We start from the raw sequence: 23,481 nt of genomic DNA on the forward strand, positions 1-23,481 counted from the left end.
CGCAAGCGCAGAGTCGACCAGACTACTCATAATGAAAAAGGTGATCACCATGAAAGCACTCGCACCGCGTTCCGCTATAGCTCTCGCAGTTTCCCTGGCGTCTGCAGCCCAGTTCAGCCCCGCCCTGGCCCAGACCGGCCCGGCCCTGGCGCTGGAAGAAGTGGTGGTTACCGCCCGGCGCCGGTCCGAGAACCTGCAGGATGTCCCCATCGCGGTCACCGCCCTGTCCGGCGACGCCCTGCGCCTGCGCGGCGCCACCGATATCAGCGAGCTGGCGCAGATGATTCCCAGCGTAACCCTGGAGCCCTCCCGGGCCACCAGCACCACGCTCACCGCCTTTATCCGTGGTGTTGGCCAGCAGGACCCTCTCGCCGGTTTTGAACAGGGTGTCGCCCTGTACCTGGACGATGTGTACATAGCCCGTCCCCAGGCCGCCCTGCTCGACATCTACGACGTGGAGCGGGTGGAAGTACTGCGCGGCCCCCAGGGCACGCTGTACGGACGCAATGCCGTGGGCGGGGCCATCAAGTACGTGACCCGCCGGCTCAGCGACGAGTTTGACGTGCGCCTGAAAGCGTCCTACGGCAGCTATGACCAGATGGACCTGGTGGGCACAGTATCGGCGCCGGTGTCTGATACCTTCCGCGTCGGGGCGACTGTGGCCTCGCTGACCCGCGACGGCTACGGCAAGAACCTGACCACCGGCGACGAGCACTACGACAAGGATCTGTTCGCCTGGCGCGCCAGTGCCGAGTGGCTGCCCAGCGACGACTGGTTGGTGCGCATTGCCTACGACAAGCTCAACGACAAGACCAATCCCGTTGCCGGCTTCCGGCCATTCCCGGGCGCCGTGAGCGGCGTACCTGTGCTCGACAACCCCTATGACACCACCGCCGGCGCGTCCGAGTCGGTGTCCACCGCCGGGATCAATGGCAACAACGAGATCGACGCCGAAGGCCTGATGCTATCGGTGGACTGGAACCTGAATGCAACCACCACCCTGCGCTCGATCAGCGCCTGGCGTGAAGACTATACCGAATCCGTGATCGATTTCGACGGCCTCGCCGTCATGGATTTTGATGCTCCGGTTATCTATGACAACGAGCAGTTCAGCCAGGAATTCCAGCTGCTGTACAACGCCGACCGCTGGAACGTGGTCACGGGTTTCTATTACCTCGATGCGACCGCCTCCAACGACTTTGACGTGGTTCTGGGGCAGCTCGGCCCGGTGACGGCCTACACCGGCGGTACCGTGGATACGGAAGCCTGGTCGGTGTTTGCGGACGCGACTTACCGCCTGACCGACGCCCTATCGCTCTCTCTCGGCGGCCGCTACACCGAAGACAAGCGTAGCGCAGATATTTTCCGCGCCGCCTACCTCGGCTTCGGATCGCCTTTCCTCGGCAATGACAGTGCGATCTTCCTCGGCGCCACCAGCGACTATGAAGCCAGCAAGACCTATACCGACTTCTCGCCGCGGGTCAATCTCAGCTACGCGCTGAACGACGACACTACGGTCTACGCCAGCTACAGCCAGGGCTGGAAGGCAGGTAGTTTCGATCCCCGCGGTGCCAACTTCGCGACCCCCGAAGTCGAGCGCGGTTTTGATCCGGAAACCCTCGATTCAATGGAATTGGGCTACAAGACCACCTGGATGGACGGGCGCGCGGTCACCAACATCGCGGTGTTCTACAGCGACTATCAGGACATGCAGATTCCCGGCTCAGTGGGGACCGACAGTGACGGCGATGGCATCAACGACGGCTTCGTGGGCACCGTGACCAACGCGGCCGAGGCGGAGATCTCAGGTATCGAGCTGGAAGGCAACATGCTGCTGGGGCAGGGCTTCAGCCTGCAGCTTGCGCTCAGTTTCCTGGATGCCGAGATCAAGGATTGGCAGGTCAATGGAGTGGATGTGTCCGACCAGCGTGCGGTGCAAAATACGCCGGAGGAAATGGCGTACGTCGGCTTTACCTACACCACCGGGCTCGCGGAGGGTGACGTCACCGCCAACCTGAACTGGTCCTACAAGGGCGACATCACCCAGTTCGAGGCGCCGGTGGCGGTTATCGACCAGGAGAGCTATGACGTCCTCAATGCCAGCATTGTCTGGCTCAGCGCCGACGAGCAGTGGCTCTTTGGCGTCCACGGCAAGAACCTGACCGATGAGCTGATCAAGACCGCGGGCTACTGTTTCGGCTCCGGCGGCTGCCCCTCGACACTGGGGCTGGAAGACAACACCTCGGTGTTCTATGCGCCGCCACGCACGGTTACTGCCACGGTGGAATACCGCTTCTAGGCTGGAGTCAACAGCATGAGCGGATTTGAGGCGCCGGTGCCCCTGTTGCCGGAGATTCTGGCACTGCACGGTAAATGGCGCGCGCACAAGCCGGCGGTGGTCTGTGCCGACACTCGCCTGGACTGGGCGCAGTTTACCGCGGCCAACCACCAGTTTGCCCACGGTCTGCTGGCGCGCGGGGTGGTACCCGGCGATCGCGTCGGCGTGGTCATGAGCAACGGCCTGCCGATGGTGCAGGCCCTGTTCGGGACCATGGCCGCGGGCGCGGTTTCGGTGCCGATCAACCTGTCGGTCAGTGACGAGGCCCTGGTTTCCATGTTGCGGGACGCCGGTGTCGCGGCTCTCGTGGTCAGCGCGGACCAGCAGGCGCGTCTGCAGCCCCTGCTGTCATCCCTGCCCGAATCACTGCGCCTGTGCCTCAGTGCGGGGGGCTGTGACGGTGCCTGGGTCGGGCTCGATGAACTCAGCAATGGGCAACCGACAGAGCTGCCGGCCGTTTCGCTGGTGCCGGATGCGCCGCTCAATATCATTTACAGTTCAGGGACCACCGGGCAACCCAAGGGGATTCTGCACAGTCACCGCACCCGCCGCGACTGGGCCTATGACCTGGCTATTGCTTTGCGCTATCACGGCGCCGCGCGCACGCTGCTCACCCTGGGCCTGTACTCCAACATCTCCTGGGTGGCGATGCTATGCACGGTGCTCGCGGGCGGCACCCTGGTGGTACACAACCGGTTTGATCCCGCGGAGTTTCTTGCGACCGTGGAGCGGGAGCACATTACCCACACCGCCATGGTGCCGGTGCAGTTCCAGCGGGTGTGCGAACGGATGGCCCAGGGCGGTTTCGACGTCAGCAGCATGCACGCCATGATGAGCTGTGGTTCGCCCCTGCGCGAGGGCCTCAAGCGGGAAATCTTCCGCCACTTCCCGTGCGGTATTATCGAGCTCTACGGGCTGACAGAGGGCATTATCACCACCCTCGAACCGGAAGAGGCGGAGGGCCGCTGGGATTCGGTGGGCAAACCGCTGATCGGCACCGACATCTGCATCGTCGACGACGACGATCGCGTGCTGGGCGCCAACAGCCCCGGGGAGATTGCCTCCCGGGGGCGGATCACCATGCCCGGCTATTGGCATCGCGACGACGCCAATAGCGAGTCTGAATTTGTCGATGGACAGGGCGTGCAGTGGCTGCGCTCGGGCGATATCGGCTATGTTGACGATGACGGTTTCCTGTTTATTGTCGACCGGAAAAAGGACATGATCCTGTCCGGGGGGCAGAATGTTTACCCACAGGATATAGAGGCAGTGCTGGTGCAGCACCCGTCGGTCAACGACGTCGCCGTTATCGGCATCGTCAGTGAGCGCTGGGGAGAAACGCCGCTGGCGGTGGTGGTACCGGAAGCGGATGCCGCGGACAGTGCCGAGGAGCTGCTGGCCTGGGCCAACACTCGCCTCGGCAAGCAGCAGCGGCTGGCGGAAGTCCGCTTTGCCGACAGCCTGCCGCGCAATCCCAATGGCAAGATTCTCAAGCGCGAGCTGCGCACACAGTTTACGGAGCTGCGACATGACTGAGTTTGCGGACCTCTGGTATCACAGCACTGACGGCCTGCGCCTGTATGCGCGCGATTACGCCGGGCCCGGGCCGGATGCGCCGGTAGCCCTGTGCATGCATGGCCTGACCCGCAATTCCGCCGATTTTGCCGGCCTGGCGCCGCACCTGGCGCAGCGCTACCGGGTGCTGGTGGCGGACCAGCGCGGACGCGGCCGCTCGGACTACGACCCCGCCCCGGCCAACTACCAGCCGGGCACCTACGTGCAGGACATGTTTGCCCTGCTGGACAGCCAGGGGGTGGAGCAGGCCCTGCTGGTGGGAACGTCGATGGGTGGCCTGATGGCCATGCTGATGGCGGCCATGCAGCCAGCACGGGTCAGCGGCATTATTCTCAACGATATCGGCCCGGTGGTGGATCCGGCCGGGCTGGAGCGGATCAAATCCTATGTTGGCAAATCCGAGCCGGTTGCCGACTGGCAGCAGGCCGCTGCCCAGGTTCGCGCAATTAACGGCGATGCCTTCCCCGATTTTACCGACGAGGATTGGCTGGCATTTTCTCGCGCTCTGTATCGCGAGATGGACGGCCGGCCAGTGCTTGCCTATGACCCAGCGATCGCCCAGCCGATGGCCGCCAGCGACGACAACGCGGTACCACCCGATCTGTGGCCGGTGTTTGAGTCCATCCGGGCGCTGCCGATCCTGGTCCTGCGGGGCGCACACTCCGACATTCTCGCCAGTAGCTGTGTGGCGGAGATGCAGCGGCGCAAGCCTGACCTGGTCAGCGCGGAGATTCCCCGGCGCGGCCATGCGCCCACCCTGGATGAGCCGGAATCCCGGCGCGCAATCGATTCGTTCCTCAACTAGGGAGGCACCATGCTGCAAGCACTGACTGAGTGGCACGAGATCGTCAAATCGGGCGACCCTTCACGTCTGGATACGCTGCTGGCGGAGGACTGTGTGTTCTGGTCTCCCGTCGTGCACCGGCCGCAGGAGGGGCGCGATCTCACTCGCATGTACCTGACCGGTGCCATGGCGGTGTTCAATGACAGCTTCCGCTATGTCAAGGAAGTGGTCGCCGAACCCCACGCGGTGCTGGAATTTACCTGCGATATCGACGGCATTACCGTCAATGGCGTCGACATCATCACCTTTAATGCGGACGGCAAAATCGTCGAGTTCAAGGTCATGGTGCGGCCGCTGAAGGCCGTCAACCTGTTGCACGCGAAAATGGCCGCCATGCTGGAACAGCTCTCCGCCTGAGGCGGGGCGCAGCGAAAAACAGGGCTACCGAAAGGGGTACCGAAAAACTTGGCTGCTCTCTGGAGGAGCCGGTATACTCCGCCGTCAACCTGTTTGCTGTACTGAAAACGTCATGGTTTTTTCGTTCACCCTGAAAGCCCGCAGTGGCCGCGTCGCCCGCATTATCGCGGTGCTGGCACTGCTGTGCCTCACGGGTGTCCAGGCCCTGGAGGCCAGCCATGCCCACGGGCTTGGCGACGCACCGGCGGAATGTCTGCTGTGCAAGACCTCCGCGCCCCTGCCGCTGGCAAGCGCACTGCCTCCCCTGGTGCTCTCCCTGCTGCTGGCACTGCTCCTGCCGGTGCCCCTGGCTGCCCGCGCCTGCAATCGCTACCTGCCCCGCCAGACCACAGGTCCCCCCGCACACTCCTGAAAAGAACCTTTTTCTTTCTATCAGGAGTCCACCATGAGACGTTTCATACCTCTCGCGCTGGCGGTTGCCAGTGCGAACATGGCGGCGCAGCCGCTGCCTATCGAACATGTACTGGTGTCTGCGCCGCTGCAAAAGCAGGAAGCGGAAACCGCCCTGCCGGTCACCGTGCTTAACGGTGACGACCTCCGGCGCGCCGCCCGCGCCAGCATCGGCGATACCCTGGGCGATATCCCCGGCCTGGCCAATGCATCCTTCGGCCCGGGTGTGGGCCAGCCGGTTATCCGGGGCCAGCAGGGCCCGCGGGTCACGGTCCTGCAGAACGGTACCAGCAGCGCCGATGCCTCGGCGGTCAGCGCCGACCACGCGGTCTCGGTCGAAACCCTGTTGGCGGACAGTATCGAGGTGCTGCGCGGCCCCGCGACCATGTTATACGGCGCAGGGGCCATCGGCGGGGTCGTGAACGTCATCGATAACCGAATTCCACGGCAGCGGCTTGACGGGGTCGAGGGCGGCGCGGAAATGCGCCACGATTCCGCCTCGGATATGGATACCGGGGTACTGCGGCTCGATGCCGGCAGTGGCAACCTCGCCTTTCACCTCGACGCGCTGTACCGGGACTGGAACAACCTCAATATCCCCGGTCTGGCTGGCCGCGAGCATGACGACGGCCACGACGATGAAGAGTTCGAGACTACCGACGGCTACATCGACAATACCGGTGGCCGTACCCGGACGCTGACTCTCGGCTCCAGCTATCATTTCGACCGCGGCCTGGTCGGGCTCGCCGTCAGTCGGCTGGAGAACAACTACGGGATTGGTGACCACGATGAAGAGCACGACGAAGAGCATGAGGACGAACACGGTGCTGAGGAGGAGGAAGGTGGAATTCGCCTCGACGTCGAGCAGACCCGCTATGATCTGGCGTTCGAGCTCCACGAACCCCTGCCCGGCTTTGAGTCCCTGCGCAGCACGGTGACTTACACGGACTACGAGCACGCGGAAATCGAGGGCAACGGCGAAGTAGGCACCCTGTACAGCAACGAAACCTGGGAGACCCGGGTCGAGTTGGTGCACGCCGAGGTCGCCGGCTTCCGCGGCGCCCTGGGCCTGCAAGCCAGGGACGGCGAATTCAGCGCCCTGGGTGAAGAGGCCTTCATCCCGCTGACTGACAGCCGCGACCTGGGGCTGTTCCTGATCGAGGACTGGCGCAGCGACAACTGGATTTTCGAGACCGGCCTGCGGCTGGACCGCGATGAGCGTGACCCGGAAGCGGCAAGCTCGAGCAAGCAGGACTTCACCTCGGTGAGCGTGTCCGGCTCCGCCATCTGGAATGCCGGCGAAGACTGGCAGCTGCGCCTGCATCTGGCCAGGTCAGAGCGTGCACCGTCCATTGAAGAGCTGTTTTCCAATGTCGACGGCAGCGGCCCGGAGGACTGGATTGAGCACGCCGCCACCGCCGCGGTCGAGTTGGGCAATCCCGGTCTGGACACCGAGGTGTCGCGCAACGTCGACCTGTCGCTGCACTGGCACAATGGCAACAAGGATCTGGAGGTCACCTTTTACTACAATGATTTTGCCGACTACATCAACCTGATGAACACCGGGCTGGAGGTGGATGAACTGCCCGTACTCGCCTACATCCAGGAGGACGCCGAATTCCATGGGGTGGAAGTCAACGGCCAGTTTGGCCTCGGCAGTTTTGCCGGGGGCGAGTTCCGGCTCGGCGTATTTGGTGACGTCACCCGCGGCAAGCTGGACAACGGCGACTCTGTGCCGCGCCTGCCACCCCGGCGCATCGGTGGGCGCCTGAGCTGGGGCGGTGATGCCCTGGAGCTGTGGACCCGGGTAGTGGGGGCGTCCAGCCAGGACCGCGCCGGCGTCAACGAGGAGCCTACTGACGGCTATACACGCTGGGATCTCGGGGCCGACTACCGCCTGCCGCTGGGCGCCAGCGAGCTGACCCTGTTCCTCGCTGCGCGCAATCTCGGGGATGAGGAGATTCGGCTCAGTACCTCCTTCCTGCGCGATGTGGCGCCGGAAGGCGGGCGCTCGATCGAAGCGGGGTTACGCTACCGGTTCTGAGGCGTCCCAGCCATACAGGCAGAGGTTTTCGGCGTCGGACGTGAGCTGCACCGTGCTCTCATGCCCGAAGCCGAGGCTTGCCAGCAGCGCCCGTGAGGGCGCATTCCCCGGCGCTACCACGGCCACCAGCCGGGCCAGCCCCAGGGTCTCCCGGGCGTAGAGCACTACCGCCTGCGCCGCCTCCCTGGCGAATCCCCTGCCACGCGCCTGCGGCAGCAGAGCATAGCCGATATCCACGTCCGCCAGCGTTTCTCGCCGCAGCAGTCCGCAGACTCCAATCGCGTCGCCGCCGCGCAGGCGCACCGCCCAGAGCCCGAAACCGTGCTGGCGATAGCTCGCCAGTGGACCCTCCTCCAGGTAACGCCTGGCCGCGGCCTCGTCGCGGACCCCGCGGTCGGCAATCTGGGCGATAAAGTCCGGGTCGTTCAGCAGTGCCAGGATGAAGGGGGCATCGTCCAGGGTAAGGGGCTCAATGGTGAGGCGCTCTGTCTGCAGCATGGCTGGCCGGGTTCCCTGAGTGATACCCCATTAGCCTACTACAGTGGGGCCAACGAGGCGCCCGCCGGGCAGTGAAATCCGACGGGTGTACTGGTAAAGTGCAGGGTCTTTTCGCGGGGCGGGGCGGGGCAGGGCATGGCACAGCGCATTATTGTCGGTATCAGTGGCGCCTCCGGCATTGTCTACGGCGTTCGTGCCCTGCAGCTTTTGCGCGACTGCGGGGTGGAAACCCACCTGGTCATGACCCGGTCCGCGGAACTTACCCTGCACTATGAAATGGACCTCTCCGCGGACGAGGTGAAAGCGCTGGCGACGAAGGTGCACGCCATTCGCAATGTCGGGGCCTCCATCGCCAGCGGTTCGTTCCGGACCGCCGGCATGCTGATCGCACCCTGCTCCATTCGCAGCATGGCGGAGATAGCCACCGGGGTAACGTCCAGCCTGCTGACCCGGGCCGCCGACGTCGTGCTCAAGGAGCGGCGCCGACTGGTGCTCATGGTACGGGAGACCCCCCTGCACACGGGGCACCTTCGCAGCATGACCCAGCTTTCGGAGATGGGCGCGGTGATTGCACCCCCGGTACCGGCCTTTTACGCCAGGCCGGACTCGCTGGATGCGATGGTCACCCAGACCGTGGCGCGGGTGCTGGAGCTGTTCGATATCGACACGGGGCAGGTGACACGCTGGCAGGACGGCTGAATATGCCGCGCCACGCGCTATTGCTGGCGGCCGGCTGATGCCGATCCTGTTCGGCGTTGTCCTGCTGGATCTGATCGGGTTTGGCATTGTCATTCCCATCCTGCCGTTTCTGTCCCCGCAGCTGGGGGCCGACAAGATCGATATCGCCCTCATCATCGTCACCTATGCGGCCTTTGCGGGGATTTCAGGTCCGTTCTGGGGCAGGTTGTCCGACCGGCTGGGGCGTAAACCGGTGATCATGTTGTGCCTGGGAGGCGCTGCGGTTTCCTATGTGATGCTGGCCCTGGCTTCGCAGCTGTGGATGATTTTTGCGGCGCGGGGATTTGCCGGGATCATGGCGGGCAATCTCGGGGTGGCCTCTGCGATGATGAGCGACATCACCACCCACGAGAAACGCGCCAGGGGCATGGGTATGCTCGGGGCGGCCTTCGGCCTGGGCATGGTGTTGGGCCCACTGCTGGGTGGGCTGCTGGCCGGGGACAGCGGCAGCTTCACCTTGCCCTGCCTGGTGGCCGGCGGCATGTCGCTGCTGGCCATCGTAGCGGCGGCGCTGTTCCTGCCGGAGTCAGTGAGCCCGGAGCGTCGCGCTGCCAACCTGCGTCAGCAGCGCGACGGTTCCCGCCTCTCCACCTGGACGATGCTGCGACAGACCGGGAGCCGCATGCTGGCGCTGCAATATGTGCTGCACGCGGCGACAATCAGCGCCGTGACCTACCTGGTGCCCCTGTGGCTGGGTGACCTGCTGGGCTGGGGCGCACGGCAGGTCGGCATGGTGTTCGGTGTCCAGGGTGTCATCATGGTGCTGCTGCAGGGTGGTCTGCTGGGCCCTCTGGTGCGGCTGACCGGGGAATGGCAACTCCTGCGGATCTGTATTGCCAGCCTGATGCTCGGCCTGTGGCTGGCGGTGTTCGCCGGCAGCATGCCGTGGATGCTGGCGGCACTGTACCTCGCCATGTCCGGCGCGACCCTGTGCATGCCTCTGCTCAACACCATCACCAGCCATCGCACTCCCCAGCAGTTGCGGGGGCAGATGCTGGGCACGACGGCCTCTGCCTCCTCCTGGGGTCGGGTATTGGGGCCGCTACTGGCGGGCGCCAATCTCACCCTGTTCGGCTACGCCGGGGCCTGGCTGGGGTGTATCGTGCTGGTGCTGTTCTACCTGGCGTGGGCTCTGGGGCCCCCGCCTTCGCGGCTTTCCGCCGCGCCGGCCACGCCGGCAGACCTTCAATAACCCTGCAAGGAGAACCCGAAGCATGACCACCAAACTGTTTGACCTGACCGGGCGCATCGCGCTGGTGAGTGGCGCCAGCCGCGGTATCGGGGAGGCTATTGCGCGCCTGCTTGCAGAGCAGGGAGCGCATGTGATCGTGTCCAGCCGCAAGTTGGACGGCTGTACGTCGGTAGCGGACTCCATCTGTGCGAGTGGCGGCAGCGCCGAGGCCTTTGCCTGCAATGTCGGCGACATGGGCGCTATCCAGGCGCTGTTCGAGCACATCCACGGCGCCCACGGGCGGCTGGATATCTGTGTCAACAACGGCGCCGCCAATCCCTATTTTGGCCATGTGCTGGACACGGACCTCGCCGCCTTCCAGAAGACCGTGGACGTCAACATCCGCGGTTACTTCTTCATGTCGGTGGAGGCGGGCAAGCTGATGCGGGAGCAGGGTAGCGGCGCGATCGTCAATACCGCCTCGGTGAACGCCCTGCAGCCCGGCCCCATGCAGGGCATCTACTCAATCACCAAGGCCGCGGTGGTGAACATGACCAAGGTGTTCGCGAAAGAGTGTGGGGGGCTTGGTATTCGCTGCAATGCCCTGTTGCCGGGGCTCACCAAAACCAAATTTGCCGGCGCCCTGTTCAGCAATGACGAGATCTATCAGACCGCAATCGAGAAAATCCCCATGCAACGCCATGCGGATCCGGAGGAGATGGCGGGCGCCGTGCTGTACCTGGTCTCGGATGCGTCCAGCTACACCAACGGTGAGTGCATTGTGGTGGACGGCGGCCTCACCCTGTAGCCGCCAGGGGGGCGCTGCGCAGGTAGCTGAAACCGCCCTCCTTGATATAGAGCTCGCAGTACTCGTTACTGGTCGGGTGCACGGAGCCGCCAGCGGGGATCCGCAGCCAACAGTGGGTGCGGTAGTGGCCCCGGTCGTCGCTGAAGCTGCCTTTCAGGACCAGTATCTCCGCACCCTGGGGGAAGTTGATCTGGCCGATTGCGGCTGGCGTGTCCCAGCTTTCCAGGCGCATGAAGTCGGTGTAGGGCTCCTGGGCATAGAGCTTTTTCCAGCTGGTATTCTTGCGCACCGACGGCTGCCAGGGCCGGGATCCGGTAGCCACCACCACGTGCTCCCGGTCCGCGCCCGGGTACTGCCGCAACTTCACGAACAGCAGGCAACCGTCGCTGGAAAACGGCGCGTGGCGGAACCCCTCCGGATTGAGCAGGTAGGTGCCGGCCGGCCAGTCACCGTGCTCGTCCGAGAAGGTACCCTCCAGGACCAGGATTTCCTCGCCCTGGGGATGGTCGTGGGCGGGAAACCGGGCTCCCGGCTCGTAGCGCACCAGGGAGGTAACCTGACCGGACTCCGCCTGGCCCACCCGGTGCAGGCGCTTGCGCAACACATGGCCGCCGGGGCTGGGCGTCCAGTCCAGGGTTTGCGTGTCTACGACCACGTGCAGGGAAAGGTCGCCATTCAGTGCAACACTGCTGTCATTCATGTTCGGGCCTGTCAGATAAAGTCGGATCTGCGGTGGCAGGGAGTTTCGACTGCCGGGAGGGGTGTCTGTTCCCCGGCACATGCGCCTATCATAATCCGATTGCGGGCGCGCAGAAACCATCGCAGTAGGACAGCCAAAAGGCCCGGTTCCCGCTGTTGCCGGTCATCGGGTTTGCGGTATGCTCGCCCCATGAACAGAAAAGTTTTCGTTACTCATGAACTGCCCGGGTGCCGCATCCACGAGCTGTCGGAGCACTGCGACGTGAACGTATGGCTGGGTCCGGGCCTGTTGCCAGCAAAGTCCCTGCACGAGGAACTGGCGGGCTGCCAGGGCCTGGTCTGCCTGCTGACCGACCGCATTGACCGCGACCTGCTGGACGCGATGCCCGACCTGGAGTTCGTCTCCAGCATGGCGGTGGGCGTTGACCACGTCGACGTGGCGGCGCTGACGGCACGCGGCATTCCCCTTGGGCATACGCCGGGGGTGCTCACGGATACAACCGCGGACACGACTTTCGCGCTGCTGCTGGCAGCTGCCCGGCGCATCTCCGAGGCGGATCGTTTTGTCCGCCAGGGAGAGTGGCGCAGGGAAAACCGCTGGTCGCCGGACTTCTTTACCGGCAAGGATGTCAGCGGCGCCACCCTGGGTATTGTCGGTCTGGGCGAGATCGGGCAGGCGGTGGCCCGGCGCGCGGCGGCGTTCGGCATGGAGGTGGTGGGCTGGAATCGGAGCCCGAAGGACGTTCCCGGGGTCGAACAGCTGTCCCTGGCGGCACTGCTGGCGCGCAGCGACTTCGTCAGTGTGCATGTCGCCCTGACTCCAGATACCCGCTGCTTGCTCGGTGCCGCGGAAATCGCCGCGATGAAGCCGGGGGCGGTGCTGGTGAATACCGCCCGCGGCGGCATAGTCGATGAACCGGCGCTGGCGGCGGCGCTGGCCAGCGGTGCTCTCTATGCCGCCGGCGTCGATGTCTTTGCCGAGGAACCGGTGCCGGTGGACAACCCGCTGCTGGCGCTGCCGAACGTGGTGCTGGCGCCCCACATCGGCAGCGCTACCACTCGCACCCGGGCGCGCATGGCGGACATGGCAGCAGCCAACGCCATCGCCGCCCTGCAGGGGCAGCCCATGCCCCATTGCGCGAATCCCGAGGTATACACGCGCTGACAAGCCCGCCGGGGCCCGGCTGGTGGGAAGCGCTACTTGCGCACCGAGCTGCGATAGGCCCGCGGTGACAGCCCTACGGTCTGCCGGAACAGGCGCGAGAAATACAGGGCATCCCCATAACCCACGGCAGCCGCAATCGCTTTTACGCTGAGGTCGGTGCTGTCGAGCAGCTGGCAGGCGTACTCGATTTTCATGTGCAGGAAGTGCTTGATCGGCGAGTAGCCGGTCAGGGCCTTGTAGCGGCTGGCAAAGTGGTATTTGGACAGGTGTGCGACCGCTGCCAGCTCTTCCAGCTCCAGGCTGCCGTGGATCCGGTCCTGCATGATGCCCTGGATTGCCTCCAGGTCCAGGCCCGCGGTGTGGGTGGCGCGCTGGCGGTTGGCCTCCAGCACGATCTGGGTGAACAGATGGCGGCACTGGTTGGCGGCATTGATAAAGGCGCTGCTGCTGTAGCCGGTGCGATTGACCGCCAGCAAGGTGTGGAAGGCCGCGATCAGGCCGGGAGCAACACCCGCGTGGACCACCGCCCGGCCTTCACGGTAGCCGAGATACTCCATGAAGATCCGGCTGCTGATGCCCTGGAAATGGATCCAGTACAGGCTCCAGGGGTGCTCCCGGTCGGCGCTGTAGCTATGGCCCAGGCCCTGGGGCAGCAGGATCAGGTCGCCGGCGCCTATATCCTGGCGCTGGCCGCCAATGCGCAGCCGGCCCCGGCCGTCGACACAGTACAGCAGCAGATTATCGTCGTGGCGCGGCCGCCGCATGCGGTGCCCGCTCGCCTGCGGGTAGTAGCCCATAGCGGTCGGATAGCAATCCCGGGTGAGGGGGTGGCGGTGCAGCTGCTCCAGCATGAATGCCGGCGTCAGGAAGCGTACGCCCTCGGCGGGCAGCGGCCACTGTGAAGTGCTGCTCATGGCCTGCCGTTCAGGCGCTCTGAATCCAGCGTGTTCAGGCGGTCGAAATCGTAGGCGCTGATGCTAAAAAACAGGTCGTAGCGAGGATCGTGGACAAAGTGCTCTTCCTCCAGCAGATAGAATGTCAGGTTACGTTCTCCCGCTGCGGTAGCAACGCTGACGCTGAAGGCCGGCGCTGCTTCGGCCAGGCTGCGCTGCTGGTCGTCGCTGGCGATCCCGTCCACCTGCAGGTTAGCCAGGGAACCCAGCAGCGCCTCCAGTTCCCGCGGCTCTGGCGTTGCGCCATCGAAGGTCCTCCAGTCGCCGCTGTCGGTTTGCGCCACGGCGAAACCCGGACCCTGGATGCTGCGAGGCTGTGGCACCTGCAACAGGCGCCGGTCCAGCCAGTCCGCGTCGCGGGCGGGTGCATCAAAGCTGTTGAAAGCAATGCTGTAGATGGCGTCAGCCGCGTCATTGCGGGCGTGGATGCGACGAAACGCAGGCGCGGTACCGAGAAACACAGTGCCCAGTTGCGCGTCGTCGCTGCCGGTCAGGGTCACCCGGCGCTGGAAGCGGTAGCTGGCCACTTCAAAGCGCTGCCGGGCGGCGATACTGGTGGCGACCGGGTAGCCGTGCTGCTCTCTGGTCAGCACCCGCAGCAGCCTCTCGATCAGGGCGCTGTCCGCGGGCAGTTCCTGCCGCAGCGGTAACTGCCAGCGCCCGTCAATGCGCTGCAGGAAAGCCTCGTTTCCCTGCTCGTCAGCCAGCTGGATCCCGGTAACCGCGGCGGGGTCGATTGCCAGCAACGGTGCCGCGGGGTCCGCCACAATTTCTGCCTGCTGCGGCCAGTAGACCACGGCGGCCAGAAAAACCTGAATCACCAGAATCAGCAGCAGGGCACTGTTGATGCGGTTCACAGCCCCAGGCTCCTGCGGTAATGGCGCTTGCGCAGCAGGGTGCGCAGCCAATGCACTGCGGCCAGCAGGAGCAGCCAGGCAACCGCCAGGCCATAGTTCAGGTACTCAACGAACTGCTGCGCCTCCCGGCTCATGGGAGGCAGGGTGCGGTTGAAATGGGCGCGGGAGCGGATTTGCAGCAGGGATTCATCCTGCAGCGACCACTCCAGGGTATTCAGCAACAGCTCCAGCGGGCCGAGATACTGGGTGCCGGCGGCGGCGACCACCGCGTTCAGCATCTGGTCATCCATGAAATCGTTGGAGGCAAGCACGATCAGGCGCGCGGATTCCGGCGAACGTTCCAGCACGGTCCGCACCTCGGCGGTGGCATCATTTGCCAGCGGCGGCGGCTTGCGCTCCGCGAACCAGGAGCTGAATCGGCCCTCCAGGGCCACGCCCAGCCGGAACTGCTGGCGCTCCGTGGCCGGGGTGAACACCGGTGTGGCGCCATCCTCCTGCCGCGGCAGGATGTCGCGCTCGGTGGAGGTCCAGGCCGTAGCCGAGCTTTGCAGCAGGCTGGTCAGGCGCAATCCGTGGGGCGGGTCGACGCTGATCGGAGAGGCCCAGCCCATGGTCAGCTGGGGCAGATTGGCGGTCACCGGGTGCTCCGGGTTCAGCCCGGGCGGCCGCAGGTCGATAAAGTAGGGGTAGTCAATCATCTGCACATCGCGAAATTCGTAATCGCCCACCTTGCGCAGTATCGGTGCCGGGAAGGTGGCGCTTTGCGGGTCCAGCACGAGGCTCTTGCCGATGCTGATGCCGTGTCCCGCCAGCCAGTCGTCGAGGCCGCTGGGGTAGTCCAGCAGTCGCATCTGCCCCGCGGTCAGCTCAACGCTGAACGGTGAGGTTGCCAGAATCACGGTGCCGCCGCGCATCAGGAACTGGTCGATGGCGAACAGGGCGGCGCTGTCCAGCTCGCGCGGGGCGACGACGGCGAGGATATCGGCTGCCGGGTCGACCCGGCCATCCTCCAGCTGTTCCAGGCGGATGCTGTAGTCGCGGGTGATGGCCTGCTCCAGGTTAGAAAAGGTGGGTGCGCCGAGATGATAGCGGGCCATCTGCTCGTTGAGTTCCGGGACAGCCAGGGCAACCGTGCGGGTGAAGCCGCTGGCGAAGCGCTTGAGGCCGGCATCCAGCATGGTTGCAAAATCCGCTGGATCAAACTCCTCGGTGGGCAGCTGTACGACCTGGTGGTCATCCTCCAGGGTCAGGTAGAACCAGAACTCCTGTTCCTCGCCCAGCGCCGAGATCATGGGGCGAAAGCCCCAGTCCTCGCCCAGCTTGCGGGCAACCTCGCCGCCGTTCGCTTCCGGTTCCACGAAACGGTAACTGAACAGGCCGCCGGACTGGGCCACTTTCTGCTCCAGTTGCGGGAGGATGGCGCTCTTGTAGTTGCGCAGCAGGTCCGGCAGCAGCGCATCGTCAGAGGCGTAGGCTACCAGTTCCACCGGCTGGCGCAGGCTCGGGAACAGATTGCCGCCGAGCTGATAGCTGAACAGCACATCCCGGATCGCCCGGGTGAGGTCAAATTCGGGATTGCGCAGGCGCACCTCGGCCTCGGTATTGCCCGCGGTGCGGACATCGATCAGGTCGCTGAAGCCCAGGGTGGCGAACTCATCGCCGTAGCTGACCAGGACATGGAACCAGGCGTTTACCAGGGCGGACTGGTAGCGGTCTGCAACCTGCAGGGGTGTTGCATTCATCTGGTAGCGCTCGTTGGCTTCCTGTTCCAGCTCCGGATGCTCGGCGGGGTCGATGAACTCCACGCGCACCCGCTCGCCACCGGCGATGGCGTACTCCTCGATCAGGTCGCGCAGTTGGGGTACCAGTGGAGCCAGCAGTGGATGGGTGCGGGCACTGAAGTAACCGCGTATCAGCAGGGGCTCCTCCAGCTGTGCCAACAGGTTCCGGGTGGGCGCGGAGATGGAGTACAGGCGGCCCTCGGTGACGTCCAGGCGCAGACCCGGCAGGCGTTGCAGCCAGACATTGGCCAGCACCAGGTTGGCCAGCAGCAGCACAATCCCGACGCGCCAGCGTCGCTGCCGGGCGGTTCGGACATCCCGGGCCCAGCGCTCCCGCTCCAGGCTGTAGACGTTCAGCGCCAGGAAGCCGGCCACCAGTCCCAGGTACCAGGCCAGGTCCCGCAGGTCGAGCACGCCGCGGCTGATACTCTCGAACCGCGAACCGGTGCCCAGCAGCCGCAGCAGTTCGCCGCTGCGGTCGTCGAAGAAGCCGGTCAGGGTGCTGCTGCCCAGCAGATACAGCAGGCCGCAGACCGCCACAGTGCCGATCAGGCTGACGATGGGGTTGTCGGTGCGGGAAGAAACGAACAGACCGATGCTGAGGTAGGCGGCGCCCAGCAGGGCGGTGGCCAGATAGCCTGCGGCCACCGGCCCCCAATCCAGATCCGCCATCAGGCTGGCAGTGACCGGCAGGGGCAGGGTGGCCAGCAGGGCCAGCAGCAGCAGACTGAAGCAGGCCCAGAATTTGCCGAGCACAAAGCGCCAGATGCCGGCGGGTTGGATCAACACGTGCTCAAGGGTGCCCGTGCGGCGCTCCTCGCTCCACATGCGCATGGTCAGGGCGGCGCTGAGCGGTATCAACAGCAGGGGCATCCACTCGAACAGCGGCCTGACATCGGCGATGTTGCGGGCAAACCAGGACTCGACCCAGAAGAAAATGAACAGGGTGACCGCGGCAAACACCGCCAGGAACAGCCATGCCACGGGCGAGCCGAAGAACAGGCGCATTTCCTTCTGCGCCACCCGGCGGCTGATGCTGGAGGTACTCATGCCACCGTCCCGCCTTGCGTGGCCCGGCCTTTGGTGGCCCCGCGAAAAATGCTGTCCAGATCGCGCCGCACCGGTTGCAGCTCATAGAGGCAGACACCGGCTCCGATAACGCACTTGGCGATGTTGTTGGCGGCGGTGTCGATATCGGCCTTTGCATGCAGCTGTAACAGCCAGGTTCTCTCGTCGGTCGCACCGTCTTCGCTGTTGACGCTGGCGATCTGCGGCAGCCGCTTGAGCCAGCTTTCCAGCGCCGGCTCTTCCAGCCCGGCGCGCAGTTTCAGGGTCCGGCTTTGGCGCAGGGCCTGCAAGGGCTGGTCCAGCACCAGTCGGCCCGCGGCCAGCACCAGCACGCGGTCACAGACCGCTTCCACCTCCTGCATGATGTGGGTGGAGAGAATCACGGTGGCGCGCGCGGACAGGCGTCGCAGCAGCTCCCGCATCTGCGCCGTCTGCTCCGGATCCAGGCCGTTGGTGGGCTCATCCAGGATCAGCAGGCGCGGTTGTCCGAGGATGGCCTGGGCCACGCCGACCCGCTGGCGCAGGCCCCGGGACAGGCGATTGATGGGATCCAGGGCTCGCGCGCCGAGGTCGGTGGCGGCGATGGCCTCGCGCAGGGCCAGGTGCCGGTCGGCCGCGGCGATACCCTTGAGGGTCGCGGCGTACTCCAGATAATCCGCCACCGGCATCTCCGGGTACACCGGCAGGTGCTCCGGCAGGTAGCCGAGCTGCCGCTGTACTGCGCGCGCCTGGGTCGCCATATTGGCGCCGGCGATGATGATGCTGCCCGCCGACGGTTCCAGGAAGCCGCTGAGCATGCGCATGATGGTGGTCTTGCCGGCGCCATTGTGGCCCAGCAGCCCGACCACTTCGTTGGCGCCGATACGGAAGCTGACATTGTCCACCGCCGGGGTAGTCCCGTAGTTGCGCGTCAGCGAATCGACCTCAATCATGCAGCGCGCCCCGGATGCCTCAGTCTTCCGTCCACGGCTCGCGCATGGTGACAAACTCCTCCGCCGCGGTTGGGTGAATGCCGATAGTGGAATCAAACACAGCCTTGGTTGCGCCGGCGCGCAGGGCTATGGCTATCCCCTGGATGATCTCACCGGCATCCGGGCCCATCATGTGCACACCGACAACCCGGTCGCTGGCCTTGTCCACGATCAGCTTCATGAAGGTCTGTTCGTCGCGGCCGCTGATGGTGTGCTTCATGGGCCGGAAGGAGGCCTTGAACATGCGTATATGGCCGTACTTTGCCCGCGCTTCTTCCTCGGTGAAGCCGACGGTACCAATGTTGGGCTGGCAGAACACTGCGGTCGGGACGAAATCGTGGTCCACCTCCTGGCCGGGTTCGCCGAACTGGCGCCGGGCGAAGGCCATGCCCTCGGCCAGGGCAACCGGGGTCAGTTCCATGCCGCCGATGACATCGCCCACCGCGAAGATGCTTGCTTCGCTGGTCTGGTAGTGTTCGTCGACCGCGATGGTGCCGAACTCGGTGAGCTCGACATTGACGTTTTCCAGCCCCAGGCCGTCGAGGTGGGGCATCCTGCCGGTGGCGTAAAGCACGGCGTCCGCGGTTAGCTGGGTACCGTCGGTCAGCTGCAGGTCGAGGCCGTCCGGGCCCCGGCTGATGGACTCCAGGTTGACCTCAAAACGCAGGTCGACGCCGGTCTTGGCAATTTCGCGGGCCGCGTGGGCGCGGATATCCGGGTCGAAACCGCGCAGGAACAGGGGGCCGCGGTAGAGCTGGGTGACCTGGGCGCCGAGCCCGTTGAAAATCCCGGCAAACTCCACCGCGATATAGCCGCCGCCGACAATGACCAGCCGCTCCGGAAAGTAGTCCAGATCGAAAACTTCGTTGGAGCTGATGGCCAGGTCGCTCCCCGGGATCGCCGGAATGTGGGGCCAGCCGCCGGTCGCGAGCAATATTTTCCCGGCAGTGTACTGCTGGTCACCTACCGCTACGGTGTGGGCGTCTACCAACCGCGCCCGACCGTCAATTATGTCGGCATTGGCGCCGGTAAGGAGCCTGCGGTAAATGGCGTTGAGTCGCGAGATCTCGGTTTTCTTGTTGTCGCGCAAGGTGGCCCAGTGGAAGGCCGGTTTGCTGCTGTCCCAGCCAAAACCGCGTGCATCCTCGAAGGCCTTGCCGAATTCCGAAGCGTAAACGTACAGCTTCTTGGGAACGCAGCCGACATTGACGCAGGTCCCGCCCATATAGCGGTCCTCGGCAATCGCTACCCGGGCGCCAAAGCCCGCGGCCATGCGCGCTGCGCGAACGCCGCCGGAACCGGCGCCGATGACAAAGAGGTCGTAATCCGTGTTGCTCACAGTTGTCTCCTATGGGGGGTACAGCATTCTAGCAGTGTTGGCGAGGCCACATAACCGCTGCAAATCCAGTATTATAGGCGCTTCCCCCCTGTTTCAAGGAACTGCATCTGATGGCATTCAATTTCTACCCTGTGGGCCGAATATCCGTGGCGATGGTGGCACTGGCTGCCGGCCTGGCCGCGACTGGTGCGGTGGCGGCCCCGGACGAGCTGGTACTCAGGAACGGCTCGCGAATTGTCGGCACCGTCCAGGGCGTCCGCGACGGCGTGGTAACGGTCGAGACGGAGTTTGCCGGCAGCATTCGAATCCAGCAGGACCAGATTGTCAGCCTGCAGTCAGACGGCCCCGTGGTACTCAAGCTGACGGACGGGGAAGTACTCACCGAGCCTGGCCTGACCGTCGCGGAGGAGCAACTGGTACTGACTTCCGGGGACGCACCTGCGGGCAGCTACTCTTTGCGCGACCTGGCGCTGAGCGACCCCGAGCCCTGGGAGCTGGGGCGCGGCTATCACTGGACCGGCCAGGCCAGTGCGGCCCTCGGCTTGCAGCGGGGCAATACCGAAACCGACGAATTTGACTATCGCGTCGACAGTGTCTGGCGCAGCCTGCAGGATCGCTACACCACCCTTCTCAACGGCGAGGTCGACGAGGCCAACGGGGTCAAGAATGCCGAAAACTGGTCGGCGCTGGTCAAATATGACCGCTTCCTGGAGGGGCCGCTGTATTGGGGTGTGAATGCCTCCGCCGAGCAGGACAAGTTCGCCGACCTCGACCTGCGTTACTACCTCGGTCCCTATATGGGCCGGCAGTTTTACGAGCAGCCGGTATTGACCCTCTCGGGCGAGGCGGGCCTGGTCTTTGTCGACGAGGATTTCATTATTGCCGAAGACCAGGATTACCTCGGTGCCAACTGGACGGTGGACGCCAGCAGCAACTACCTGAACGGCAAATCCCTGCTCTACCTCAAGCACACGGGGATCTGGAACCTGGACGAAACCGACAATGTCGTCCTCAACCTCACCATGGGGCTTTCGTTTCCGCTGTTGCTGAACGTCGAGGGCGCAGCTGAAGTGCAGCTGACGTACGACAGCGCCGTGCCCAGCGAGCTGGACAAGCTGGACCAGAGCTACCGGTTCCGGATCGGCTACGCCTGGTAGGCAGGATCAGCCGCGGCGTCGCACTGCCGCCGCCAGCTGTTCCAGCAGAGGCAGCGTTTCTGCAAGTGACAGGCAGGCATCGGTGATGCTCTGGCCGTAGTTCAGCTGGTCGCGATCCGCCATTGGCTGGGTGCCCCCGACCAGGTGGCTCTCCAGCATGACGCCGCGGATGGCCTGTTGCCCCTGCTCGATCTGGTCACAAAGTGAAGACACCACCGCCGCTTGCTGCTGTGGATCCTTGTCGCTGTTGCCGTGGCTGCAGTCGACGATCAGGGATGCGGGCAGCTCCTTGGCCGCAAGCGCCACGGCCGCGGCCTGAATTGCCTCGGGATGGTAGTTGGGCCCGGAGTCTCCGCCCCCGCGCAGGATCAGGTAGCAATGCGGGTTGCCGGTGGAGTGCAGGATCGCGGGGGTGCCCTCCTTGGTCAACGACGGGAACCAGTGGCTGTGGCTGGCTGAGCGAATGGCGTCGATGGCGACGGTGACATTGCCGTTGGTGCCGTTCTTGAACCCCACCGGCATGGACAGACCGGAGGCCAGCTCGCGATGGATCTGGCTCTCCACGGTGCGCGCGCCGATGGCGCCGAAGCTGACCAGGTCCGCGTAGTACTGGCCGAAAGTGGTATCGAGAAACTCGCTGGCCGCCGGCAGCCCCAGTGTGGCGACATCCAGCAGCACTTTGCGTGCCTGGCGCAGGCCCTTGTTGATATGGAAGCTGCCGTCCAGGTCCGGGTCGTTGATCAGGCCTTTCCAGCCCACCACCGTGCGCGGTTTCTCGAAATAGACCCGCAACACCGGCAGGATGGCATCCGCCAGCGGCGCGCAGCCTCCCTGCAGGCGCGCGGCGAAGTCGAGCAGGGCGGCGGGGTCATGGACGGAGCAGGGTCCGACGATCGCCAGCAGGCGACGGTCCTCACCCTGCAGCACGGCCTCGATCTCGCGCCGGGCGCCGGCAATGCCGCGGCGCTGGCCCTCGGCCAGCGGCAGCTCCTCCGCCAGCACCCAGGGCGTGATCAGCGGCTGGGCCCCGTGGATGCGGACGTCATCAGTAAGGTCAGTCGGGCTGCGATCAGTCGGGCTGCGGTCAGTCGGGCTGCGGTCAGTCATGCTGTTCTCGGTGGCGCGTGGGGGGGCATTTTGACCCAGGGGTTGCGTCCGGGCAACCGGGGCCACTGCCCGCGGCGCTCGCTGCAGGTTGGCTCCGGCTCACTCTGCCAGCGCGCGCCGGGCAGCGATTTTTGCCTGCACCGCCTCGACCTGGGCCTGGCTGGTACGGATCCGGGAAATGATCCACAGGGCGACCAGCAGCGGCGGGATGACGCCGAGCCCCAGCGCATAAACCAGGCCATGCAGAGTCTCCAGGGGAACTTCGCCGGGGCGCATGCCGGTTTCCAGGCCGATGATATCCAGCGCCAGGCCGCCGTAGAGTGGCCCGGCCACCGTAGCCATCTTGCTGACAAAGTTGGTCATCGAAAAGAAGCCAGCCTCCTGGCGCACGCCGTGGTCCAGTTCGTGCTCGTCGGTCAGGTCCGCGACGATGGAGGTGCTGTTCACGATCCGCAGCATGAACAGGTACATGAACAGCAGCATGAAGATGAAGTTGAGGGCGAAGACCAGCCGGTCACTGTCCGCGGGCAGCAGCTCAAACAGCTGCAAGGGGTAAAGCCACAGGCAGTTGAGAATAAGCCCGAGCAGCGACAGCTGCACCAGCCGCTGCTTCGACAGACGCCTGCCCAGCGGGCCCAGGGTCACCGCAGCCAAAAGCACAGCCAGCAGCGTCGGCAGTGACAGGATGATGGAAATCTGGGTGGCCGAGAACTCCCAGAAAAAAGTCCACACCAGCATGTTCAGGCTGCTGATCACTCCATAGGCGGAGGTGGCAGCGACATCGTAGGCAATCAGGAGGCGAAAGTTGCGGTTGCCCAGGGTGCGCCAGAGGTCGCGCATCAGGGCCAACAAGGTCGTGCGGTCGCCGTCGTCGTCGCCGGGCCGCGGAGCCTCAGGCCGGATGTGGTGCCGTGTACCTACCGTGCTGAGCGTTGCCATGACCCAGACCACGGCGCAGGACAGCATCCCGTATAGAGGATAGCGCGATTGCTCGAAGCGCCCGTCGATGCCGTTCTGCTCCGGGAACACCAGCACCAGGGCCGCCGCGGGCAGCAGAACCGCGAACAGGAACATCAGCCCCATGCGGGCGCCCAGCACCTGGGTGCGATCGTGGTAGTCGGTGGTGATCTCCGCCGACAGTGCGAGGTGGGGAATGGTGAAGGTGGTGACGAAGGTCCGCACCCACAGGGACCAGAACAGGAGCCAGGCCGCCAGCAATGTGCTGTTGTCGATCACCGCCTGGGGTGGTGAAAACAGGCCGACGAAGCCCAGGCCAAGGGGCAGGATACTCAGCGCCATGAACGGATGGCGGCGGCCAAAGCGGCTGCGCAGACGGTCGGAAAGAGACCCGACCAGGGGGTCCGAGACCCCGTCCCAGATAAGGCTGACGGCGATGATGAGGCCGGTGACGGTGCCGCTCAACCCCAGGACCTGAGTGTAGAACAGCAGGATGAACATGGTGTAGGCCGCTTCCTTGGCAGCGGCGACCGCACCTCCTGTGCCATACAGGAGGCGGGTTTTGAAAGCTATCACGGCGTCAGGATGAGGCGGGCGTGGCGTC

The 23,481-nt window shown here is 64.9% G+C and carries 20 protein-coding genes; 11 read left to right on the forward strand and 9 right to left on the reverse strand.

Features of this window, described 5'->3' with window-relative positions:
- The first annotated feature begins 49 nt into the window (after positions 1-49).
- The 6 genes from Q6D67_RS00995 to Q6D67_RS01020 all read left to right on the forward strand — a co-directional run bounded on the left by Q6D67_RS00995 (position 50) and on the right by Q6D67_RS01020 (position 7,608).
- The gene (locus Q6D67_RS00995; RefSeq protein ID WP_304703647.1) at positions 50-2,299 is read left to right on the forward strand and encodes a TonB-dependent receptor; all 2,250 of its coding nucleotides are present in this window, start codon (positions 50-52) and stop codon (positions 2,297-2,299) included.
- A 15-nt stretch (positions 2,300-2,314) separates the two neighbouring features.
- Entirely contained in the window at positions 2,315-3,874 is a 1,560-nt protein-coding gene (locus Q6D67_RS01000) for a class I adenylate-forming enzyme family protein (protein ID WP_304703648.1), read from the forward strand.
- Entirely contained in the window at positions 3,867-4,718 is an 852-nt protein-coding gene (locus tag Q6D67_RS01005; RefSeq protein WP_304703649.1) for an alpha/beta fold hydrolase, read from the forward strand. The genes Q6D67_RS01000 and Q6D67_RS01005 overlap by 8 nt, the downstream gene beginning before the upstream one ends.
- A 9-nt stretch (positions 4,719-4,727) precedes the next feature.
- On the forward strand, positions 4,728-5,114 hold the full coding sequence (locus tag Q6D67_RS01010; RefSeq protein WP_304703650.1) for a nuclear transport factor 2 family protein: 387 nt from the start codon (positions 4,728-4,730) through the stop codon (positions 5,112-5,114).
- Between the two features lie 112 nt (positions 5,115-5,226).
- Positions 5,227-5,526, forward strand: coding sequence for a hypothetical protein (locus Q6D67_RS01015; protein ID WP_304703651.1), 300 nt, complete (start codon positions 5,227-5,229; stop codon positions 5,524-5,526).
- A 33-nt stretch (positions 5,527-5,559) separates the two neighbouring features.
- Complete coding sequence (locus Q6D67_RS01020) at positions 5,560-7,608, forward strand: TonB-dependent receptor (RefSeq protein WP_304703652.1); 2,049 nt, start codon at positions 5,560-5,562, stop codon at positions 7,606-7,608.
- On the opposite strand, the gene Q6D67_RS01025 is transcribed toward Q6D67_RS01020, so the two are convergent.
- Complete coding sequence (locus tag Q6D67_RS01025) at positions 7,591-8,106, reverse strand: GNAT family N-acetyltransferase (RefSeq protein ID WP_304703653.1); 516 nt, start codon at positions 8,104-8,106, stop codon at positions 7,591-7,593. The two genes, Q6D67_RS01020 and Q6D67_RS01025, sit on opposite strands and share 18 nt — an antisense overlap.
- 135 nt (positions 8,107-8,241) lie before the next feature.
- On the opposite strand from Q6D67_RS01025, the gene Q6D67_RS01030 reads away from it, so the two are divergent.
- Genes Q6D67_RS01030 through Q6D67_RS01040 form a run of 3 tightly spaced genes read left to right on the forward strand, consistent with a single transcriptional unit; the run spans position 8,242 to position 10,823 of the window.
- A complete protein-coding gene (locus tag Q6D67_RS01030) occupies positions 8,242-8,805 on the forward strand; it encodes a UbiX family flavin prenyltransferase (RefSeq protein ID WP_304703654.1) in 564 nt (187 codons plus the stop codon).
- 37 nt (positions 8,806-8,842) lie between these two features.
- Complete coding sequence (locus Q6D67_RS01035; protein ID WP_304703655.1) at positions 8,843-10,036, forward strand: MFS transporter; 1,194 nt, start codon at positions 8,843-8,845, stop codon at positions 10,034-10,036.
- A 22-nt stretch (positions 10,037-10,058) separates the two neighbouring features.
- Complete coding sequence (locus Q6D67_RS01040; protein WP_304703656.1) at positions 10,059-10,823, forward strand: SDR family oxidoreductase; 765 nt, start codon at positions 10,059-10,061, stop codon at positions 10,821-10,823.
- On the opposite strand, the gene Q6D67_RS01045 is transcribed toward Q6D67_RS01040, so the two are convergent.
- On the reverse strand, positions 10,813-11,523 hold the full coding sequence (locus Q6D67_RS01045) for a cupin domain-containing protein (RefSeq protein WP_304703657.1): 711 nt from the start codon (positions 11,521-11,523) through the stop codon (positions 10,813-10,815). The two genes, Q6D67_RS01040 and Q6D67_RS01045, sit on opposite strands and share 11 nt — an antisense overlap.
- Before the next feature lie 189 nt (positions 11,524-11,712).
- Here Q6D67_RS01045 and Q6D67_RS01050 point away from each other — a divergent pair, with 189 nt between their 5' ends.
- Entirely contained in the window at positions 11,713-12,687 is a 975-nt protein-coding gene (locus tag Q6D67_RS01050) for a D-glycerate dehydrogenase (protein WP_304703658.1), read from the forward strand.
- A gap of 32 nt (positions 12,688-12,719) precedes the next feature.
- Here Q6D67_RS01050 and Q6D67_RS01055 read toward each other — a convergent pair whose 3' ends face one another.
- Genes Q6D67_RS01055 through gor form a run of 5 tightly spaced genes read right to left on the reverse strand, consistent with a single transcriptional unit; the run spans position 12,720 to position 19,656 of the window.
- A complete protein-coding gene (locus tag Q6D67_RS01055; RefSeq protein WP_304703659.1) occupies positions 12,720-13,601 on the reverse strand; it encodes an AraC family transcriptional regulator in 882 nt (293 codons plus the stop codon).
- Complete coding sequence (locus Q6D67_RS01060; RefSeq protein WP_304703660.1) at positions 13,598-14,497, reverse strand: DUF4340 domain-containing protein; 900 nt, start codon at positions 14,495-14,497, stop codon at positions 13,598-13,600. Before Q6D67_RS01060 ends, Q6D67_RS01055 begins: the two co-directional genes overlap by 4 nt.
- Positions 14,494-17,328, reverse strand: a complete 2,835-nt coding sequence (locus tag Q6D67_RS01065; protein WP_304703661.1) for a Gldg family protein — start codon at positions 17,326-17,328, stop codon at positions 14,494-14,496. Before Q6D67_RS01065 ends, Q6D67_RS01060 begins: the two co-directional genes overlap by 4 nt.
- Complete coding sequence (locus Q6D67_RS01070) at positions 17,325-18,278, reverse strand: ABC transporter ATP-binding protein (RefSeq protein ID WP_304703662.1); 954 nt, start codon at positions 18,276-18,278, stop codon at positions 17,325-17,327. Before Q6D67_RS01070 ends, Q6D67_RS01065 begins: the two co-directional genes overlap by 4 nt.
- 19 nt (positions 18,279-18,297) lie before the next feature.
- Positions 18,298-19,656, reverse strand: a complete 1,359-nt coding sequence (gene gor / locus Q6D67_RS01075) for a glutathione-disulfide reductase (protein ID WP_304703663.1) — start codon at positions 19,654-19,656, stop codon at positions 18,298-18,300.
- A gap of 110 nt (positions 19,657-19,766) precedes the next feature.
- On the opposite strand from gor, the gene Q6D67_RS01080 reads away from it, so the two are divergent.
- Complete coding sequence (locus tag Q6D67_RS01080; RefSeq protein ID WP_304703664.1) at positions 19,767-20,813, forward strand: YdiY family protein; 1,047 nt, start codon at positions 19,767-19,769, stop codon at positions 20,811-20,813.
- A gap of 6 nt (positions 20,814-20,819) precedes the next feature.
- On the opposite strand, the gene Q6D67_RS01085 is transcribed toward Q6D67_RS01080, so the two are convergent.
- Together Q6D67_RS01085 and Q6D67_RS01090 are read right to left on the reverse strand one after the other, a co-directional pair.
- Entirely contained in the window at positions 20,820-21,920 is a 1,101-nt protein-coding gene (locus tag Q6D67_RS01085; protein WP_304703665.1) for a 3-deoxy-7-phosphoheptulonate synthase, read from the reverse strand.
- 99 nt (positions 21,921-22,019) lie between these two features.
- Positions 22,020-23,453 (reverse strand): MFS transporter, encoded by a 1,434-nt coding sequence (locus tag Q6D67_RS01090; protein WP_304703666.1) that lies wholly within the window; start codon positions 23,451-23,453, stop codon positions 22,020-22,022.
- Positions 23,454-23,481: the final 28 nt, after the last annotated feature.

Source organism: Haliea sp. E1-2-M8, assembly GCF_030649675.1.
Classification (GTDB): Bacteria; Pseudomonadota; Gammaproteobacteria; order Pseudomonadales; family Halieaceae; genus Haliea.

What these genes read in the sequence shown, in the direction of transcription:
- Q6D67_RS01080 (WP_304703664.1), top strand. Translation starts at nt 19,767, where the DNA reads ATGGCATTCAATTTCTACCCTGTGGGCCGAATATCCGTGGCGATGGTG.
- Q6D67_RS01065 (WP_304703661.1), bottom strand. Translation starts at nt 17,328, where the DNA reads ATGAGTACCTCCAGCATCAGCCGCCGGGTGGCGCAGAAGGAAATGCGC.
- Q6D67_RS01005 (WP_304703649.1), top strand. Translation starts at nt 3,867, where the DNA reads ATGACTGAGTTTGCGGACCTCTGGTATCACAGCACTGACGGCCTGCGC.
- Q6D67_RS01055 (WP_304703659.1), bottom strand. Translation starts at nt 13,601, where the DNA reads ATGAGCAGCACTTCACAGTGGCCGCTGCCCGCCGAGGGCGTACGCTTC.
- Q6D67_RS01070 (WP_304703662.1), bottom strand. Translation starts at nt 18,278, where the DNA reads ATGATTGAGGTCGATTCGCTGACGCGCAACTACGGGACTACCCCGGCG.
- Q6D67_RS01015 (WP_304703651.1), top strand. Translation starts at nt 5,227, where the DNA reads ATGGTTTTTTCGTTCACCCTGAAAGCCCGCAGTGGCCGCGTCGCCCGC.
- Q6D67_RS01025 (WP_304703653.1), bottom strand. Translation starts at nt 8,106, where the DNA reads ATGCTGCAGACAGAGCGCCTCACCATTGAGCCCCTTACCCTGGACGAT.
- Q6D67_RS01030 (WP_304703654.1), top strand. Translation starts at nt 8,242, where the DNA reads ATGGCACAGCGCATTATTGTCGGTATCAGTGGCGCCTCCGGCATTGTC.
- Q6D67_RS01085 (WP_304703665.1), bottom strand. Translation starts at nt 21,920, where the DNA reads ATGACTGACCGCAGCCCGACTGACCGCAGCCCGACTGATCGCAGCCCG.
- Q6D67_RS01010 (WP_304703650.1), top strand. Translation starts at nt 4,728, where the DNA reads ATGCTGCAAGCACTGACTGAGTGGCACGAGATCGTCAAATCGGGCGAC.
- Q6D67_RS01050 (WP_304703658.1), top strand. Translation starts at nt 11,713, where the DNA reads ATGAACAGAAAAGTTTTCGTTACTCATGAACTGCCCGGGTGCCGCATC.
- Q6D67_RS01045 (WP_304703657.1), bottom strand. Translation starts at nt 11,523, where the DNA reads ATGAATGACAGCAGTGTTGCACTGAATGGCGACCTTTCCCTGCACGTG.
- Q6D67_RS01040 (WP_304703656.1), top strand. Translation starts at nt 10,059, where the DNA reads ATGACCACCAAACTGTTTGACCTGACCGGGCGCATCGCGCTGGTGAGT.
- Q6D67_RS01000 (WP_304703648.1), top strand. Translation starts at nt 2,315, where the DNA reads ATGAGCGGATTTGAGGCGCCGGTGCCCCTGTTGCCGGAGATTCTGGCA.
- Q6D67_RS01035 (WP_304703655.1), top strand. Translation starts at nt 8,843, where the DNA reads ATGCCGATCCTGTTCGGCGTTGTCCTGCTGGATCTGATCGGGTTTGGC.
- Q6D67_RS00995 (WP_304703647.1), top strand. Translation starts at nt 50, where the DNA reads ATGAAAGCACTCGCACCGCGTTCCGCTATAGCTCTCGCAGTTTCCCTG.
- Q6D67_RS01020 (WP_304703652.1), top strand. Translation starts at nt 5,560, where the DNA reads ATGAGACGTTTCATACCTCTCGCGCTGGCGGTTGCCAGTGCGAACATG.